At 72.1% G+C, this 15,923-nt stretch carries 12 protein-coding genes and 1 pseudogene; 8 read left to right on the top strand and 5 right to left on the bottom strand.

All coding sequences use genetic code 11. The annotated features are described in order from the left end of the window. Positions 1–158 precede the first annotated feature (158 nt). The 4 genes and pseudogenes from AB0J66_RS17600 to AB0J66_RS17585 all read right to left on the bottom strand — a co-directional run bounded on the left by AB0J66_RS17600 (position 159) and on the right by AB0J66_RS17585 (position 4,988). The gene (locus AB0J66_RS17600) at positions 159–1,352 is read right to left on the bottom strand and encodes an MFS transporter (protein WP_364661182.1); all 1,194 of its coding nucleotides are present in this window, start codon (positions 1,350–1,352) and stop codon (positions 159–161) included. 34 nt (positions 1,353–1,386) lie between these two features. Then, the gene (locus AB0J66_RS17595) at positions 1,387–2,211 is read right to left on the bottom strand and encodes a siderophore-interacting protein (RefSeq protein ID WP_364661179.1); all 825 of its coding nucleotides are present in this window, start codon (positions 2,209–2,211) and stop codon (positions 1,387–1,389) included. Between the two features lie 986 nt (positions 2,212–3,197). Continuing rightward, a pseudogene (locus AB0J66_RS17590) lies at positions 3,198–3,728 on the bottom strand (hypothetical protein); the annotation flags it as partial. A 480-nt stretch (positions 3,729–4,208) separates the two neighbouring features. Then, complete coding sequence (locus AB0J66_RS17585) at positions 4,209–4,988, bottom strand: glycerophosphodiester phosphodiesterase (RefSeq protein WP_364661177.1); 780 nt, start codon at positions 4,986–4,988, stop codon at positions 4,209–4,211. Positions 4,989–5,160: 172 nt separating this feature from the next. On the opposite strand from AB0J66_RS17585, the gene AB0J66_RS17580 reads away from it, so the two are divergent. From AB0J66_RS17580 to AB0J66_RS17545, 8 genes are all read left to right on the top strand, one after another. After that, a complete protein-coding gene (locus AB0J66_RS17580) occupies positions 5,161–5,943 on the top strand; it encodes an L-type lectin-domain containing protein (RefSeq protein ID WP_364661174.1) in 783 nt (260 codons plus the stop codon). Between the two features lie 85 nt (positions 5,944–6,028). Continuing rightward, entirely contained in the window at positions 6,029–6,859 is an 831-nt protein-coding gene (locus AB0J66_RS17575) for a glycosyltransferase family 2 protein (protein ID WP_364661172.1), read from the top strand. Continuing rightward, positions 6,856–7,959, top strand: a complete 1,104-nt coding sequence (locus tag AB0J66_RS17570) for a glycosyltransferase family 4 protein (protein ID WP_364661170.1) — start codon at positions 6,856–6,858, stop codon at positions 7,957–7,959. The genes AB0J66_RS17575 and AB0J66_RS17570 overlap by 4 nt, the downstream gene beginning before the upstream one ends. Next, positions 7,956–9,863, top strand: a complete 1,908-nt coding sequence (locus AB0J66_RS17565) for a hypothetical protein (protein WP_364661167.1) — start codon at positions 7,956–7,958, stop codon at positions 9,861–9,863. Before AB0J66_RS17570 ends, AB0J66_RS17565 begins: the two co-directional genes overlap by 4 nt. Continuing rightward, entirely contained in the window at positions 9,860–10,690 is an 831-nt protein-coding gene (locus tag AB0J66_RS17560) for a hypothetical protein (protein WP_364661164.1), read from the top strand. The genes AB0J66_RS17565 and AB0J66_RS17560 overlap by 4 nt, the downstream gene beginning before the upstream one ends. Continuing rightward, positions 10,684–11,991, top strand: a complete 1,308-nt coding sequence (locus AB0J66_RS17555; protein WP_364661162.1) for a sugar transporter — start codon at positions 10,684–10,686, stop codon at positions 11,989–11,991. Before AB0J66_RS17560 ends, AB0J66_RS17555 begins: the two co-directional genes overlap by 7 nt. Then, entirely contained in the window at positions 11,939–13,156 is a 1,218-nt protein-coding gene (locus AB0J66_RS17550) for a glycosyltransferase family 4 protein (protein ID WP_364661159.1), read from the top strand. The genes AB0J66_RS17555 and AB0J66_RS17550 overlap by 53 nt, the downstream gene beginning before the upstream one ends. Further along, positions 13,137–14,354 (top strand): glycosyltransferase, encoded by a 1,218-nt coding sequence (locus tag AB0J66_RS17545; protein ID WP_364661156.1) that lies wholly within the window; start codon positions 13,137–13,139, stop codon positions 14,352–14,354. Before AB0J66_RS17550 ends, AB0J66_RS17545 begins: the two co-directional genes overlap by 20 nt. On the opposite strand, the gene AB0J66_RS17540 is transcribed toward AB0J66_RS17545, so the two are convergent. Next, entirely contained in the window at positions 14,288–15,853 is a 1,566-nt protein-coding gene (locus AB0J66_RS17540; protein WP_364661153.1) for a glycosyl hydrolase, read from the bottom strand. The genes AB0J66_RS17545 and AB0J66_RS17540 overlap by 67 nt on opposite strands. Between the last annotated feature and the right edge of the window lie 70 nt (positions 15,854–15,923).

The raw sequence follows: 15,923 nt of genomic DNA, 5'->3' as shown, positions 1-15,923 counted from the left end.
GGGTGAGGGCGCGAGGTGAGGGCTGCGGGGGTGAGGGCGCGAGGTGAGGGCTGCGGGGGTGAGGGCGCGAGGTGAGGGCTGCGGGGGTGAGGGCGAGGACGGCGAGGCCGGGAGCCGTGGGGGCGAGGGGCGGGGGTGAGGGCTGCGGAGAGGTGGGGTCAGATTTGGCGGTTTCGGCCGGCGAAGAAGCCGGCGATTATCTGGGGGATCATCAGGGCGAGGACGAAGGTCAGCGGGGCTCGCCAGCCGTTCGTGTGGTCGTGGAGGATGCCGACCAGGATGGGGCCGGGGATGGCGAGAAGATAGCCGGTGCTCTGGGCGAAGGCGGAGAGCTTGACCACCGTGGCAGGGGTGCGGCCGCGGAGGGCGATCATGGTGAGGACCAGGGGGAAAGCCGTGTTCACGATGCCCAGCAGGATGGCCCAGAGCAGGGAGGCGGCGGCGGGGTCCCACCACAGGCCGCCGTAGCCGGCCAGGCCGAACAGGCCCAGGAAGACGGCGATCCAGCTCTGGCTGCGGACCCGGCCGGCCAGGGCTGACAGGACGAAGCCCAGGGGTACGCCCAAGAACGACGTCACGGCGAAATAGACGCCGGCGCGTTCGGCCGAGATGCCGGCGTCGCGGTAGATCTGGGGAAGCCAGCCGATGATGACGTAGGCCGAGGTCGACTGCATGCCGAAATACACGGCCAGGGCCCACGCCACCGGGTGCCGTGTCACCCGTACGGCCTCGGCCTTAGGAACCTCGGGGTCCCGGGTGAAGGGCTGCCGGGCCAGCGGCAGCCAGGCCGGTACGGCGAGGACGGCCACCACGGCCCAGCACGCCAGCCCGAGGCGCCAGTCGTCGCCGAAGGCGTTCGTGGTGAGCGGGACGGTGGTCGCGGCGGCCACGGTGGCGCCGATGTTCAGCGAGACCGTGTAGAGGCCGGTCATCGTGCCGACCCGGTCCGGGAAGTACGCCTTGACGACCGAGGGCAGCAGCACGTTGACCACCGCGATGCCGGCCAGCGCGACCAGGCTCAGCAGCAGGAACAGGGCAGTGCCGGGGGCGTACGGCCGTACTGCGAGCCCGGCCGCGAGCACCACCATGCCGGCCAGGATCACCCGGGCCGGGCCGAAACGGCGGGCCAGCCGCGGAGCCAGGAAGCCGACGCCGGCGAAGCAGACCGCGGGCACCGAGGTGAGCAGGCCGGCCACGCTCGAGCTCATGCCCAGCCCGGAGCGGATCTCGCTGAGCACCGGGCCGACGCTGGTGACGGCCAGCCGCAGGTTGACGGCGGCCAGCAGCAGCGCGGCCACGGCGATCAGGCGGCTCTTGACGGGGTTGCGTGTCAGGTCTTGTTCGGCGGTCACCACTTACCCATCATCGACCGCCGGGTGGAACGCCTTACGCGCGGTCCTGCTCCTGTTCCACCTGCTGGTTCCACTCGCGCTTGGAGGACTGCCAGCCGTCCTCGTTCAGGCCGCGGCGCCAGTAGCCCGAGATGGAGAGCCGGTCCATGCCGATGCCCCGCTCGACCTTGAGGTAGCGGCGCAGCTCCTTGACGAAGGTGGCCTCGCCGTGGACGAACGCCTGCACGTCGTCGCCGGGGAACTCGAGGCCTCGTACGGCCTGGACCAGCAGCTCGCCGGGGGCGCGGTCGCCTCGGTGGAGCCAGGTGATCTCGGCGTGGGTCTCGATCTTCTGCTCCTCGTCGGGACCCTCGACCTCGATGAACGCGGCCACCCGGGCGCCGGCCGGCATGCCCTCGAGGGCGGCCGCGATGGCCGGCAGGGCGCTCTCGTCGCCGGCCAGCAGGTGCCACCCGGCGTCGGCGCCGGGCGAGTAGCCACCACCGGGACCCATGAACCGGAACGGGTCGCCGGGCTGGGCCTGCACGGCCCACGGCCCGGCCACGCCCTCGTCGCCGTGCACCACGAAGTCGACCCACATCTCGGGGACCTCGGGCAGCCACTTGCGGATCGTGTACGTCCGGACGACCGGCCACTGCTCGCGCGGGAAGCTCTCGCGGATCGCGCCCATGTCGAACGGCTCGGGATAGGCCACGCCGTCCTGCGGGAAGAGCACCTTCACGTAGTGGTCGGTGCAGGTGCTCGCGTCGATGGCGCGGAGCGCGTCGCCGCCCACCACGACCCGGACCATGTGCGGGGTGAGCTGCTCCACCCGGGTGACGACCGCCTCGGTCGCCGCGCGTGCCGGCCTGTTCGCCATGCTGAACCTCTTCCTTGGGCGTCCGGTTGGTAAGGCTACCCTCAGTTTCTCGGCCGGTAGACCCCGATCCCGGCCCGCTTCGGTTTTCCGGCCAGACGCATAAAAAGGCGGCCCGCGCTTGGCGGGCCGCCTTTCTCGCTACTGCTGCCGGGTCACTCCCAAGTGCTGCCCGGGCGGCGACGGCGGGTGAACGCCATGATCGCCATGCCGACCAGGAGCATGACCGCCGCGCCGGCGACCGCCGCGAAGGTGTTGCTGCCGGTCAGGGCGAGCAGGCCGCCCTCGTCCTTGGTGGCCGCGCTGTCCGCCTGGACCTGCGCCACCTGGTCGGCCACCGGGGCCTTGTTGCCCGAGTTGAACTGGCCGTCGTCGCCGTTGGAGTAGGTGTAGTCGTTGCCGCCGGCCGCCGCGGCCGCGCTGCTGCTGGCCTTCGGCTTCGGGGCCTTGGTCGTCGGCTCCTGGGCCGGGGCCTCGGCGTCCTGCTCCGACGAGTTGTTGCGGCCGCTCTCGGTGTCGGCGTCGGTGCTGGTGTCGCCGCTGTCGGTGTCGTCGCTGTCCTCGTTGCCGCCGGACGCGGTGGCGGGCTTGGTCGTGGTGGCCGGCTTGGCCGGGGCCTTCGTGGTCGGCTTGGTGGCCGGCGTCGTCGGGTCCGGGGTGAAGTCGTCCTTGGTGTCGGCCGGGGTGCCGGGCGGGGCCTGCGTCGGGGCCTTGGTGGGCGGCTTGGTCGGCGTCACGCCGCCGCCGTTGGTGCCGTTGCCGCCGCCGTTGTTGCCACCGCCAGTGTTGCCACCGCCGTTGTTGCCTCCACCAGTGTTGCCACCGCCGTTGTTGCCTCCACCAGTGTTGCCACCGCCAGTGTTGCCACCGCCGTTGTTGCCACCGCCGTTGTTGCCACCGCCGTTGTTGCCACCGCCGTTGTTGCCACCGCCGTTGTTGCCACCGCCGTTGTTCCCGCCGTTGTTGCCACCGCCGTTGCCGGCGCCGTTGCGGACGGTGATGCGGACGGCGTCGATGGCCGGGGTCTGGTTGGCGCGGACCATCATCGGCACGCGGTGCGAGCCGTCACCGGCCCAGGAGGCGCACTGCGCGGTGCCCTCGGTCGGCACACCCGGCACGGTGATCGACACCTCGTCCGGCGTGGCGCTGCCCTTGCTGTCCTCGGTGGCCACGAAGAACGCGGGGACCGGGTCCGGCGCGGGGGCCGCGTTGGTGTTCTCGAGCATTCGGCACGCGGTGTGGAAGTGGCCGCGGACCAGGCCGTCCTTCAGAACCGAACTCTCCACGTAGTACCCGCCCTTGCCGGCCGCGAGGAAGCGATCGCGGATCAGGTTGCGGGTGCTGATCTTGAGAGTGAAGGGGGTGTTCGGCGCGACCTGCTGGGGCGAGTCGGTGATCAGCAGCGACGGGTTGTTCGCGGCCTCGCCGACCTCGCCGAACTCGGTGGAGACGCACCGGTTGCCGTTCTGGAAGCCGTCGTGCGGGGGCAGGTTGCTGTCGACGCACGTGTCGGTGAGGATCACCTGGCCGTTGACCACCTTGCCGGCGCCACTGCCCTCGGGCCGGTCGTTGGTGGCGGCGTTACCGATCTGGGCGAACGCGATCGCCGCGCCGGCGGCGGTGATGACCGCGCCGACCGCGAAGAGTCGCCGGTTGCGTCCCGACGGCGTGGCGGCCGCACGGCGGTAAGCAGACCTACGCATGCGCGATACCTCATCTTCCAGGAATTCAGCCCGGCCACAATGCAACCGGCTCCCAGACGGTAAGAGGACGCCCGCCCAAATGCAATTCCGCCAGCGAACTTGATGAATTCTTAGCCCAAACTTAAAGAAAAAATATGGGCCGGATCTCGATCCCCTGGCATCATCCGAACGGATGATGTCGAGAGTTCAACAAGATCACAAGAAAATTCGTCTACCTGCGGGGATAGCCGAGAGTCACTGGGCGGCTCCGCCGCGCCTCACAATGTAGAGCACGAACCTTAAAGCCCGCTTGGAATGTCATTCGAATGGCTCTTTCGGGGGCCAGAAACCGCGAGCCTGATAAACGGCGCGCAGGATTTCCAGGCGGTCGGTCATGATGCCGTCCACGCCGAGGTCGAGCAACCGGTCGATCTCGGCCGGATCGTCGACCGTCCACACGTGCACCTGCAGGCCCAGCCGGTGGGCCAGGGTCAGGAACCGGCGGTCGACCACGGTCACCGGGCCCTGCCGCACGGGAACCTGGGCGGCCGCGATCGACGGGTGCAGCTTCGGGCGCACACCCAGCAACGACGCCAAGCGCAGGCGGACCACCGCAGCGGGACCCATCGAGGTGGCCACTCCGGGACCGGCCAGGGAGCGCAGCCGGGCCAGGCGGCGGTCGCTGAACGCGGCGAGCAGGACGCGGTCGGTGGCGTCCGCGCGCTGGATGGCGCTCACCGTGGGTTCGGCGCCGGCGTCGGCCTTGACGTCGATGTTGAAGCGGATGGTGGGCCAGGCGTCGAGGATCTCGTCGAGGCGGGGGATGGCGGCCGCCCCGCCGATCCGCACGGTGCGGAGATCGGACCAGGTCAGCGCGGCGATCCGGCCGGTCGTGCCGGTCAGGCGGAGCAGGGACGCGTCGTGGAAGACGACGGGGACGCCGTCGGTGGTGGCGTGCACGTCCGTCTCCACGTAGTGGTAGCCGAGGGCGACCGCACGCGCGAAAGCCTCGGCCGTGTTCTCGTCGCCCTCGGCGGCGCCGCCCTGATGGGCGAAGGCGAGCGGCGTGGGCGCGTCCAGAAACGCGAAGCGGGGCACCGGCCGATCGTAGAGGCGGCGGCATCACACCGGTGCGGGGCGACGGGAGGTAATCGCCCGATCGCCTCCCATTAGGGACAAATAGCAAGGACTCGCTCACGCGGCCGGGTGTGCTGACCTACCGTGGCCACGTCCCACTTGGGGCAAATCATCCGATTTGGAGCGCAGAACCGTGTCTTCTTCACGTTCCACGAGAGTCGTTCGGGGAGGGTCGGTCGCCGCCTTCGCGTTGTCGATAGCGGCTGCCCTGTCCCCGACGGGGGCCTCGGCGGCCGCCGACGACCCGCTCATCGACTATCCGACCTTCAAGGGCGCGTCGACCTCGCTCGACCGCAACGGCAGCGCCGACCTGATCTGGTCGTCCGGCAGCCGCGTCGACCAGCGGGTGCTCCGGCTCACCGCCGGCGGTTTCAACCAGATGGGCTCGGCCTGGTCGACCACGAAGCTGGACGTCTCGCAGTCGTTCGAGTCGACCTTCAAGGTCTACCTGCACCACGGCCGGCCCGGCGCGGACGGCATCGCCTTCGTCGTGCAGTCGAAGGGGCCGCGCGCCCTCGGCGGCTGGGGCGGTGGCCTCGGTTACCGCGGCATCCGGCCCAGCGTCGCCGTCGAGTTCGACACCTGGCAGAACACGAACGACCCGAGCAGCAACCACCTGGCCGTCGTGCTGGGCGGCAACCCCGACCACCAGGCCGGTACGGCCGAGTCGGGGATCCCGCTGTTCGGCAAGCCGTTCGCGGCCCGGGTCGTCTACGACGCCGACGAGTCGCTGCTGCAGGTCTACGTCAAGTCGCTGAGCGCGGGCGCCGAGGAGCAGCTGGCGCTCGAGCAGGAAGTGAACCTGGCCGACGAGGTCGAGGACTCCGAGGCCTGGGTCGGCTTCACCGCCGGCACCGGCACGGCCCTGTCCAAGCAGGACGTCTACAGCTGGTCCCTCGACGGTTCAGGGGCCTGAACAAAAACACGAGCGCCGGTGCCGCCGGGCGTGAAAGGCGGCGCCGGTGCGCCAGGCAAGTACCACCGACCCTTGGAGAACAGACATGTCGACGGTCCCCTACGTCCGCCCCGAGGCCGGGACGGGAACCGAGCTGCCGCCGCCGGTGGTCGTGCCTGCGAGTGAGCCCCTGGTCAGCGTCATCATCCCCGCCCTGAACGAGGCCCGGAACCTGCCCCACGTGATGGCCCGGCTGCCCGAGGTCGACGAGGTGATCCTGGTCGACGGCGGGTCGACCGACGACACCGTGGCCACCGCGCGCCGGCTGATGCCCGGCATCCGCATCGTGACCCAGAACCGCAAGGGCAAGGGCAACGCCCTGGCCTGCGGTTTCGCCGCTGCCACGGGCGACATCATCGTCATGATCGACGCCGACGGGTCGACCGATCCCAAGGAGATCCCGGCCTTCATCGCCGCGCTGCGCTCCGGGGCCGACTTCGCCAAGGGCTCGCGCTTCAGCAGCGGCGGCGGCAGCGCCGACATCACCCGCCTGCGCAGCCTGGGCAACCGGTGCCTGAGCCTGATGGTCAACGTGCTGTTCCGGACCCGGTACAGCGACCTCTGCTACGGCTACAACGCCTTCTGGTCGCGCTGCCTGGACGTCTTCGACCTGGACAGCACGAGCCCGGTGCCGGTCAAGAGCCGCGACGGCCGGTTGTGGGGCGACGGCTTCGAGATCGAGACCCTGCTCAACCTGCGCGCGGCCCGGGCCCGCCTGCGCATCGTCGAGGTGCCCAGCTTCGAGCAGCAGCGCATCCACGGCGAGAGCAACCTGAACGCGCTCACCGACGGCCTGCGCGTGCTGCGCACCATCGCCCGCGAGTGGCCGCGCCGGCGTGCGACCGGGGCCCGGCGGGCGCCGGAGCGCGCGCGGTGAGGATCGGCGTCGTCACGAACGCCTACCACCCCGACATCGGCGGGGTGGAGACCCACGCGCGCCGGCTCTGCGCGGCCCTGGTCGCCGCCGGCGATCAGATCGAGGTGCTCACCCAGCACGCCACCGGCTCCGAGGAGGAGATCGACGGGGTGCTGGTGCGCCGCTTCCCGCTCACGGTGGCGTCGGCCAACTACCGCTTCTCGCTTCCGCTCTGGCGGTGGTTGCGGCGCAATGCCGAGCGGTACGACGTGTTGCACGCGCACAGCTATCACGCGCTGGCCGCCCTGCCGGCCGCCCTGACCAACAGCACGCCGCTGGTGTTCACCCCGCACTACCACGGCACCGGGCACAGCCGTCTGCGGGCCGCGCTGCACCCGATCTACCGCCCGGTCGGGCGCCGGATCATCGCGCGCTCGGCCCGGATCATCTGCGTCACCCGGGCCGAGCGGGAACTGCTCGTCAGCCACTTCCCGGAGGCGCGGGAGCGCATGGTGGTGGTGCCCAACGGCACCGACCCGGCGCCGATGGTCGAGGGCGAGCCCGAGGACGGGGTGTCGATCCTCTGCGTCGGCCGGCTCGAGCGCTACAAACGGGTCGACCGGGTGATTCGGGCCATGGCCCACCTGCCGGCCGACCACCGGCTGGACGTGGTCGGCTCCGGCCCGGCCCGTGACGAGCTGGAGCAGCTGGCCCGCCGGATCGGCCTCGGCCCGCACCGGGTCGCCTTCCACGGGCGGCTGCCCGACGACGCGTTCGCGGCCCGGATGGCGACCGCGGCCGCCCTGGTCTCGGCCTCGGAACACGAGGCGTTCGGGATGGCCGTGGCCGACGCGCTGACCGCCGGCCTCCCCACCGTGGCCTCGTTCATCCCGGCCCACCGCGAGCTGGCCGCGATGGCCGGCCCGGGTGTGCCGCTGTGGCTGGTCAACCCGGACGACGAGGCGGCCCTGGCCGAGGCGCTGGTGACCGCGGCCGAGGCCGAGCGGGCCACCCACGGCCGCAACCCGTTGCCGACCTGGCACGACGTCGTCGTGGCGACCCGGGAGGTCTACGCCGCGGTCGCCCCGCCGGTCCGCGTCATCCAACAGGCCGGCCGATGACCCTGACCCTGCTGGCCCGATCCGACGAGCAGACGCGCCCGGCGCCTGCTCCGGGGAGAAGCCGGGCGGAGCTGTGGTGCGCCGTCTCCCTGACCCTGGCCGGGGCGGCCGGGGCGGCGCTGCTGGTGGCCGCGAACCGGGCCGCCGAGTGGGACCGCGGCTCCCGGTTCGGCCTGTTCTGGCTGGGCATGCTGGTCTTCACGCTGCCCGCGGTGGCCTGGGCGGTGCGCCGGGCGACCGGCGCCCGGCTGCGGATCGCCGTGCTGGCCGGGTACGCCGGCTTCACGTTCCTGCCCAAGCTGCTGCGCAACCCGTTCGGGCCGCTTTACCACGACGAGTTCGCGCACTGGCGGCAGAGCAAGGAGATCCTGCTCGACGGCCGCCTCTTCGAGCAGAACCCGATCGTCAAGGTGGTCGGCGACTTCCCCGGTCTGCACTCGACGGTGGCCTCGGTCAGCGCGCTGACCGGCATCTCGATCTGGCACGCGGCGCTGCTCGTGCTGGCCGCCGCGCACGTGCTGGTGGTGCTGGGCGTGATGGTGCTGGCCGAGGAGATCTGGCAGGACGGCCGGATCGCCGCCGTGTCCGCGATCGTCTACAGCCTGAACAGCTCGTTCCTGTTCTTCGACACCCAGTTCGGCTACGAGTCGCTGGCCATCGCCCTGATGGTGTGGACGCTGGTGGCGCTGCACCGGGCCATGCGCGGGCCGGCCCGCCGCTCCCGGGCCGGCTGGGCCGCGGTGACCGTGATGCTCTCGGCCGCGACCATCGCCACCCATCACCTGACCGCGCTCGCGCTGATCGCCGTCATGATCATCATCTGCCTGGTCGTCACCGTGCGGGCCGTGCGCCGGGGCACCCCGGTCGCGGTGCCGATGACCGCGTGGGCGCTCACCTTCGCCGCGGCCGCGCTCGTGGTGGCCTGGCTCGCCCTGGTCGCCCCGCGCACCGCCGGCTACCTCGACCCGTACCTGGCCCGGGCCCTCGACCAGATCGCCGGGATGGCCGGCGACGGCGGCGGGGGCGGCCGGACGCTGTTCCGCGCGTCGATCACCCCCTGGTGGGAGCGGGTGGCCGCGTTCGGGGCGCAGGGCCTGGCGGCGGTCGCGATGGCGTTCGCCGCGCTGCGGCTGCGGCGCGGCACCGACTCCGAGCCGGTGGCCCGCAGCGGCGCCCTGGCCATGCTCGTGCTCGGCTCGTTCTACTTCCCGGCCGCGCTGCTGATCCTCACCCCGTCCGGGGCCGAGGGCGCGCGGCGGTCGTGGGCGTTCAGCTACCTCGGCATCGCGCTGGTCGTCGCGCCGCTGATCGTGGCGCTGCTGGACCGTGCCTCGACCAAGGCGGCCCGCGGAACAGTGGCCGGCCTGCTGCTCGGGGCGTGCGCGATCGCGCTGGTCGGCAACACCACGGCCGGGATGAACCCGTCCTACCGCTTCCCCGGGCCGCCGGCCTTCGGCTCGGACACCCGCTCGTCGATCCCCGAGGTGCGGGCCGCCTCGGCCTGGCTGCGGTCCACCCAGGGGCGCGAGCTGCGGATCGTGGCCGACCGCTACTCCGGGTTGATCTTCGGCTCGTACGGCGGGCAGAACCCGGTCACCGGCTCGGTCAGCTTCCCCACCTACGAGCTCTACCTGAAGCAGCCCGGCCAGGCCCCGCCGGCCCGGCTGATCGAGCAGCTCAGCTCGTGGCGGTTCGGCTACCTCATCGTCGACAAGCGGATGGCCCGGGAGGTGCCGGAGATCCAGATCTACTTCGAGACCAACGAGCCGATCGCGCACGACGGGCGGCCCGCGTTCACGCTCGGTCAGCTGACCAAGTTCGACCGCACCCCGTGGACCATCAAGATCTACGACAGCGGGAACGTCGCGATCTACCGCTTCGACTTCGCGCAGGTCCAGCGATGACCACCCTGCGCCTGGTGGCCGTGGCCGGGGCCGCGTTGGTGGTGCTGGCCTTCGGCCGCGGTCTGCCGCTGGTCTTCCCGGTCGTCCTGCTGGTGGCGCTGCTCGTGCTCGGCGAGCTGTGGCTGCGCGCGCTGGCCGGCGAGACCATGCCCGCCCTGGCCCGGCTCGGCCTGGCCACCGCGGCCGGGCTGGTCAGCCTGCCGTTCACCGCGATCGGCCTGCACGCGGCCGGGGTGCCGATCCAGGCCCGGTCGATCGCGGCCGGGCTGGCCGTGATGGTGCTGGTCGTGGCCCTCGTGGTGCTGATCCGCGAGCGGGCCGGCCGGGTGGCCGACGATCCCCGTCTGGCCCGCACGGCCGTCGCGGTCGCCGTCCCGGGGGTGCTCACCCTGATCGTGGGGGTGGCGGCGGTCCAGGTGTACGACCGGATGCCGCACCCGCCCGAGCCGGGGTACACGAGCCTCGCCCTCAACGGCTGGGCCGCTGACGTCACCGGCCCCGTGCCGATCCCGGCCGGCGGGCTGATGCTGCCGTTGCGGGTGAGCAGCGCCGGCACCCCCGCGGCGGTCGAGCCGCTCCGGGTGCGCGTCGGCGAGCGGCTCGTCTCGGCCCGCCCGCTGCGGGTCGCGGCGGACACGACCCGCGCCGTCGAGGTCTTCGTCCCGTCGCCGCCCGACGCCTGCCTGCACCGCATCGAGGTGAGCCTGGGCGGAGTGAGCACTGTCCTCTACGGCCGCGGCCCTGCGGTGAAGGGCGGCCCTGCGGCGAAGGCCGGCCCAGCCGTGAAGGGCGCGGCGGCGAGTGGGCGGGGGGCCCGCCCGTGCTGAGGGCCGTCGCGCGGGACTCGCTGGCCCGCAACAGCGTACTGATCATGGGCAGCACGGTCGGCACGGCCGGGCTCGGCTACCTCTACTGGCTGCTCGCCGCGCGGCAGCTGCCGCAGCCGGCGATCGGCACGGCGACCGCCCTGATCTCGGTCGCGACCGTCGTCAGCATGGTGTCCAACCTGGGCATCGGGCACATGTTCATCCAGCGGCTGCCCGGCGCCGGCCGGGCCGCCTGGTCGCGGATCGTGAGCGCCGGCCTGGCCGTCGGCTGCGCCTCGACCTTCCTCGCGTCGTTCGTCGCGGCCGCCCTGCTGTCCGCCGCCGATGCGAACTTCGGCTTCCTGGCCAGCGCCGAGGGCTCGGCCGCGCTGATCGCGACCGCGGTCGCGCTGACCGCGTCGACGCTGCTCGACTATGTCTTCATCGCCCACCGGGCCAGCCACGGGATGCTCGGGCGCAACCTCGGGGTGGCCGGCGGCAAGGTGGTGACGCTGGCCGCCCTGACGGGGGCCGGGGTCGGCGGATCGGGGGCGGTCCTGCTCGCCTGGACCCTCCCCTCGCTGGTCGTCACGGCGTACACCCTGGTTGTCAGCCTGACCCGGCTCCAACCCGGAGCGAGGCTGCGGGGCGCCGGAATCGGGGCCGAGCTGGGGCACGTGCGCCGCTCGGCGACCGGGCACCACCTGATCAATCTGGCCCAGGCCGGGCCCAGCGCGCTGCTGCCGGTGCTGGTCACCGCGCGGCTCGGGGCCGAGGCCAACGGGCACTTCTACGTGGCCTGGATGACCGCCTCGATGCTGTTCATGGTCTCGCCGGCGGTCGCCTCCGCGATGTACGCCGAGCGCAGCAACCAGGCCGCGGCCGGCCTGCCCCGGGCCGCCCTGGTCGTGCTGACCGTGATCGGGCTCCCGGCGCTGGCCCTGTTCACCGGCGGCGACCTGATCCTGGGCCTGTTCAGCGCCGGCTACGCGGCCGAGGGGGAGCTGCTGCTGCGGATCCTCGTGCTCGCCGCCGTGCCCGACGCGATCACCAACCTGGCCGTGGCGCACTGGCGCTCGCTCGGCGAATACCGCCGCTGCCTGCGCCTCAACCTGCTGATGGCGACCACCTGCCTCGCCCTGACCTGGCTCTGGCTGCCCGGCAGCGGCATCGAGGGGGCCGGGATCGCCTGGCTGGTGGGCCAGTCGGCGGGCGCCGTCGTGGTCGCCGTGCACGCCCTCCGCCACCGTCGTCCCCCTGGGAGCCGAGATGAGAATCCTGCATCTGTCCAACCTGTACGCGCCGGTCATCGGCGGTCTTGAGCGCAGCATCGCCACCAGCAGCGAGGAGCTGGTCCGGCGCGGCCACGAGGTCACCGTGCTGACTCTGGCCACGCCCCGGGCGGCGCACGACGAGGAGGTCAACGGGGTCCGGATCAAGCGGGTCCGCAGCGTCGCCACCAGCGTGCTGCCCGGCATGAACGCGGACGCCGCGAAGCCGTTCCACCCGACCGCGCCCGACCCGCTGACCACCGCGGCGATCCGGTCCCTGCTGAAGACCGGCGCGTACGACGTCGTGCACAGCCACGACTGGATGATGTACAGCTACCTGCCGCTGCGCTTCGGCCGCTACGGCCGCCCGCACGTGCACACCGCGCACGACTTCGGGCTGACCTGCGTCAAGAAGACGTTCTCCCGCAACGGCGGCACCTGTGGCGGGCCGCGGCTCGGCCGCTGTCTGCCGTGCGCCTCCGGCCAGTACGGCCGGCCCCGGGCGGCCCTGCTCACCACGGCGCTGCGGTCCCAGCGGCACCGCGGCATCGACGCCCTGACCGCGATCTCGCCGGCCGTGGCCCGGGCCGTCGCGCAGGGCCGGGTCCCGGGCGACCTGCCGGTCAAGGTGATCAGCAGCCTGGTCCCGGACGGGCTCGACGAGCTGGCCCGGCGTACCCCACGACCGTCCTGGCTGCCCGATCGGCCGTACCTGCTCTTCGTCGGCGCGCTCGGCCCGCACAAGGGCATCGACGTGCTCTTCGACGCGTACCGGCGGCTCGGCGACGACAAGCCGCCGCTGGTCTGCATCGGCACGCCCCGGCACGACACCCCGCCCGTGCCGGAGGGCGTGATCGTGCGGCACAACGTGCCCCACCACGAGGTGATGGCGGCCTGGCACGGGGCCGCGGCCGGGGTGGTGCCGTCCGTGCTCGAGGCGATGGGCCAGGTCGCGGTCGAGGCCCTGCTGGCCGGGGCTCCGCTCATCGCGTCCCGCACCGGTGGCCTGGCCGACATGATCCGCGACGGCGAGACCGGCCTGCACGTGCCGGTCGGCGACCCGGTCTGGCTGGCCGCCGCCATCGTCCGCGTGCTCACCCAGCCCGGCCTGGCCGACCGGTTGCGGGTGGCCGGTCACCAGCGCGGCCTCGACTACACCGCCGCGCGCGTCGTCCCGCAGATCGAGGAGGTCTACCGTGAGTGCATCGGATCCTGACGTCACCCGGGTCGTCGTCGTCGGCTCGGGCTGGCGCTTCCTCTCCGGGATCAGCTATTACACCTGCCGGCTGAGCAACGCGCTGGCCACCCGGTACGAGGTCGGCACGATCCTCATGCGCCAGTTGCTGCCGACCCGGCTCTACCCCGGGCGCGGCCGGGTCGGGCAGCGGCTCAACGACCTGGACTACGCCGACGGGGTGCGGGTCTTCGACGGCGTCGACTGGTGGGGCGTGCCCAGCCTGATCCGGGCCGTGCGGTTCCTGCGCTCGTTCCGGCCCGACGTGCTGGTGCTGCAGTGGTGGACCGGGACGGTGCTGCACTCGTACCTCGTCCTGTGCCTGACCGCCCGCCTCCTCGGCGTCAAGGTCGTGGTCGAGTTCCACGAGGTCCAGGACACCGGCGAGGCCGCGCACAAGTGGGCCTCGCTCTACTGCCGCAAGCTGATCCGCCCGCTGCTGCGCAGCACGGACGGGGTCATCGTCCACTCACGGTTCGACCGGGTCGCCCTGCGGCAGACGTACGATCTGACGGGCGTCCCGGACGAGATCGCGTTGCACGGTCCGTTCGACCACCACGAGCGGGCCGTCCCCGCCCCACGGCCCGCCTCGGGCCCGACGCGCTTGCTGTTCTTCGGCACCATCCGTCCGTACAAGGGCCTGGAAGATCTGATCGAGGCCTTCGGCTCGCTGCCCGCGGACTACGAGCTCACCGTCGTGGGGGAGACGTGGGAGGGGTGGACGCTGCCGGCCGAGCTGATCGCGGCGTCGCCGGCCGCCGCGCGGATCACCTTCGTCAACCGCTACGTCACCGACGCCGAAGTGGACGGGTTCTTCGCCGCGGCCGACCTGGTCGTGCTGCCGTACCGGCGCAGCTCGGCCAGCGGGCCGCTGCACATCGCGATGAGCCACGGCCTGCCCGTCGTCGTCACCGCGGTGGGCGGGCTGGTGGAAGCGGCCGAGGAGTACTCGGGCGCGGTCTTCGCCCCGGCCGCGTCGCCGGCGGCCCTGGCCCAGTCGATCGTCGCGGCCGCCGCCAGGACGGGAAGGCGGCACACCGATCCCTCCTCGTGGGAGCGATCGGTGGCCGCCTTCGAGCGCCTCTTCGTCCGGATGGGCGTGCTGCCGGTGGCTCAGGACGCGGTGATCACCGCGTCGTCGAACCAGACCGTGCCCTTGTTCTCACCCGACTTGATGTGAACCTGCATGCTGGCCGAGCCGGCCGGGGCGACCCCGTCGACCGCCAGCTTGGTCCAGCCCACGGTGCCGTTGGGCAGCCAGTTCGAGGAGACCCCGCCCAGCCACTTGTCGTTGATGTCGAACCAGCTCAGCGCGACCTGGGTGGTGCCGGTGGTCGCGTTGCCGCGGGCCCACACCTCGGCGTGCCACTTCTGGCCCGATTTGACCGGGGTGACCGGCGAGACCCGGTACGACGGCGAGCCGGCCGCCGTCTTGCCGGTGTTGACCATGGTCACCGACCACTTGCCGGTGCGGGCCACCGCCTGCGTCTTGGTCGCCAGGCCCAGCTCGGGCAGGTACTCGCGCCACGGGCCCTGGCCGGCGGCCGCCTCGAAGCTCGGGTCCATCAGGCTGGCCGGCATGGCCGCGTTGGCCCAGCCCGCCTTGACCACGGCGGCGGCCGGCTTGGCGGTGCCGTCGAGGCGGTAGAGGCCGAAGCTGTACTGCGCGGGCAGCTTGGCCACCTGCGAGGCCGGGATCGCGCCGGCGGCGAAGTCGGACAGCGTCCACGGCGCCACCGGCACCTGGGCGATCTCGGCCGCCTCGAACACCCGGCCCAGGAAGGCCGCCTGCTCACCCTCGGTGGAGGTCAGGGTGCTCAAGCCGGTCTCGCCGATCACCATGGGCGCCGGGGCCACGATGGCCTCGGCCTCGTTGATCATCGCGAGGGCGCGCTCGGAGTTGCCGTAGAAGTGGAAGTCGTAGTAGTCGATCGGGGTCGCCGTGAACGTCGACTTGATCTTGGCCATGCCCTTGGCCCCCCGGCCGCCGTCGACCGACATGGTCAGCGGCATGGCCGGGACCACGGCGCGCACGGCCGGGATCATCTTCTTGGCCCAGGCCACGGCGGCCGCGTTGTCCGGGTTGAACTCGTTCTGCAGCTCGACCGAGATGACGCGCTTGTCGTCCTGGTAGGGCTTGAGCAGCGTGGTCGCCCAGGCGGTGCTGCCCGCGAGGTCGCCGTAGCCGTCCCACCAGTCGAACAGGGTGAACTTCACGGTCAGGTTCCGGTTGCCGGCCATGGTGACGAACTGGTTGAGCCGGTTGGTGTAGGTGGCCGACGGAGCCGGGTAGCCGAAGGTCGTCGGGAAGATGATGATGCGGATGTTGTTGGCCCCGAGCGCGGCCGCCTTGGCCAGGTCGGCGTCGATCTTGTTGGCGTCCCAGCTGGTCCACATCTTCGACCAGCCGGCGGCCGACGGGTAGTAGTTCAGCGTCTTGGCCGACTTCACCGCGGCCAGACGGCCGGCCAGGGTCGGCGTGGTGACCGTCGTGGTGGCGGCCTTGACGGTCGTGGTGGCGGTCGTCTTGGTGGTCGTCTTGGTGGTCGTGGTCGTGGTCGTGGTCGTGGTGGCCTTGGCGGTGGCGGCCGCCTGGGCGAAAGCGGCGGAGTCCACCAGTCCGATGCCGAGCAGCAGCGAGCAAGCCAGCACGGCGGCGCAGTGGCGAGGGGAGATCACGTAGGTCTTGCCCTTCAGTCAGACGATTGGGGTGCGGAAGTGACCCTCAATTCGGCGGACTGCTGCCCGG

The organism is Actinoplanes sp. NPDC049598 (genome assembly GCF_040675435.1).
Classification (GTDB): Bacteria; Actinomycetota; Actinomycetes; order Mycobacteriales; family Micromonosporaceae; genus Actinoplanes.
This window is presented reverse-complemented; position numbering and strand designations above follow the sequence as displayed.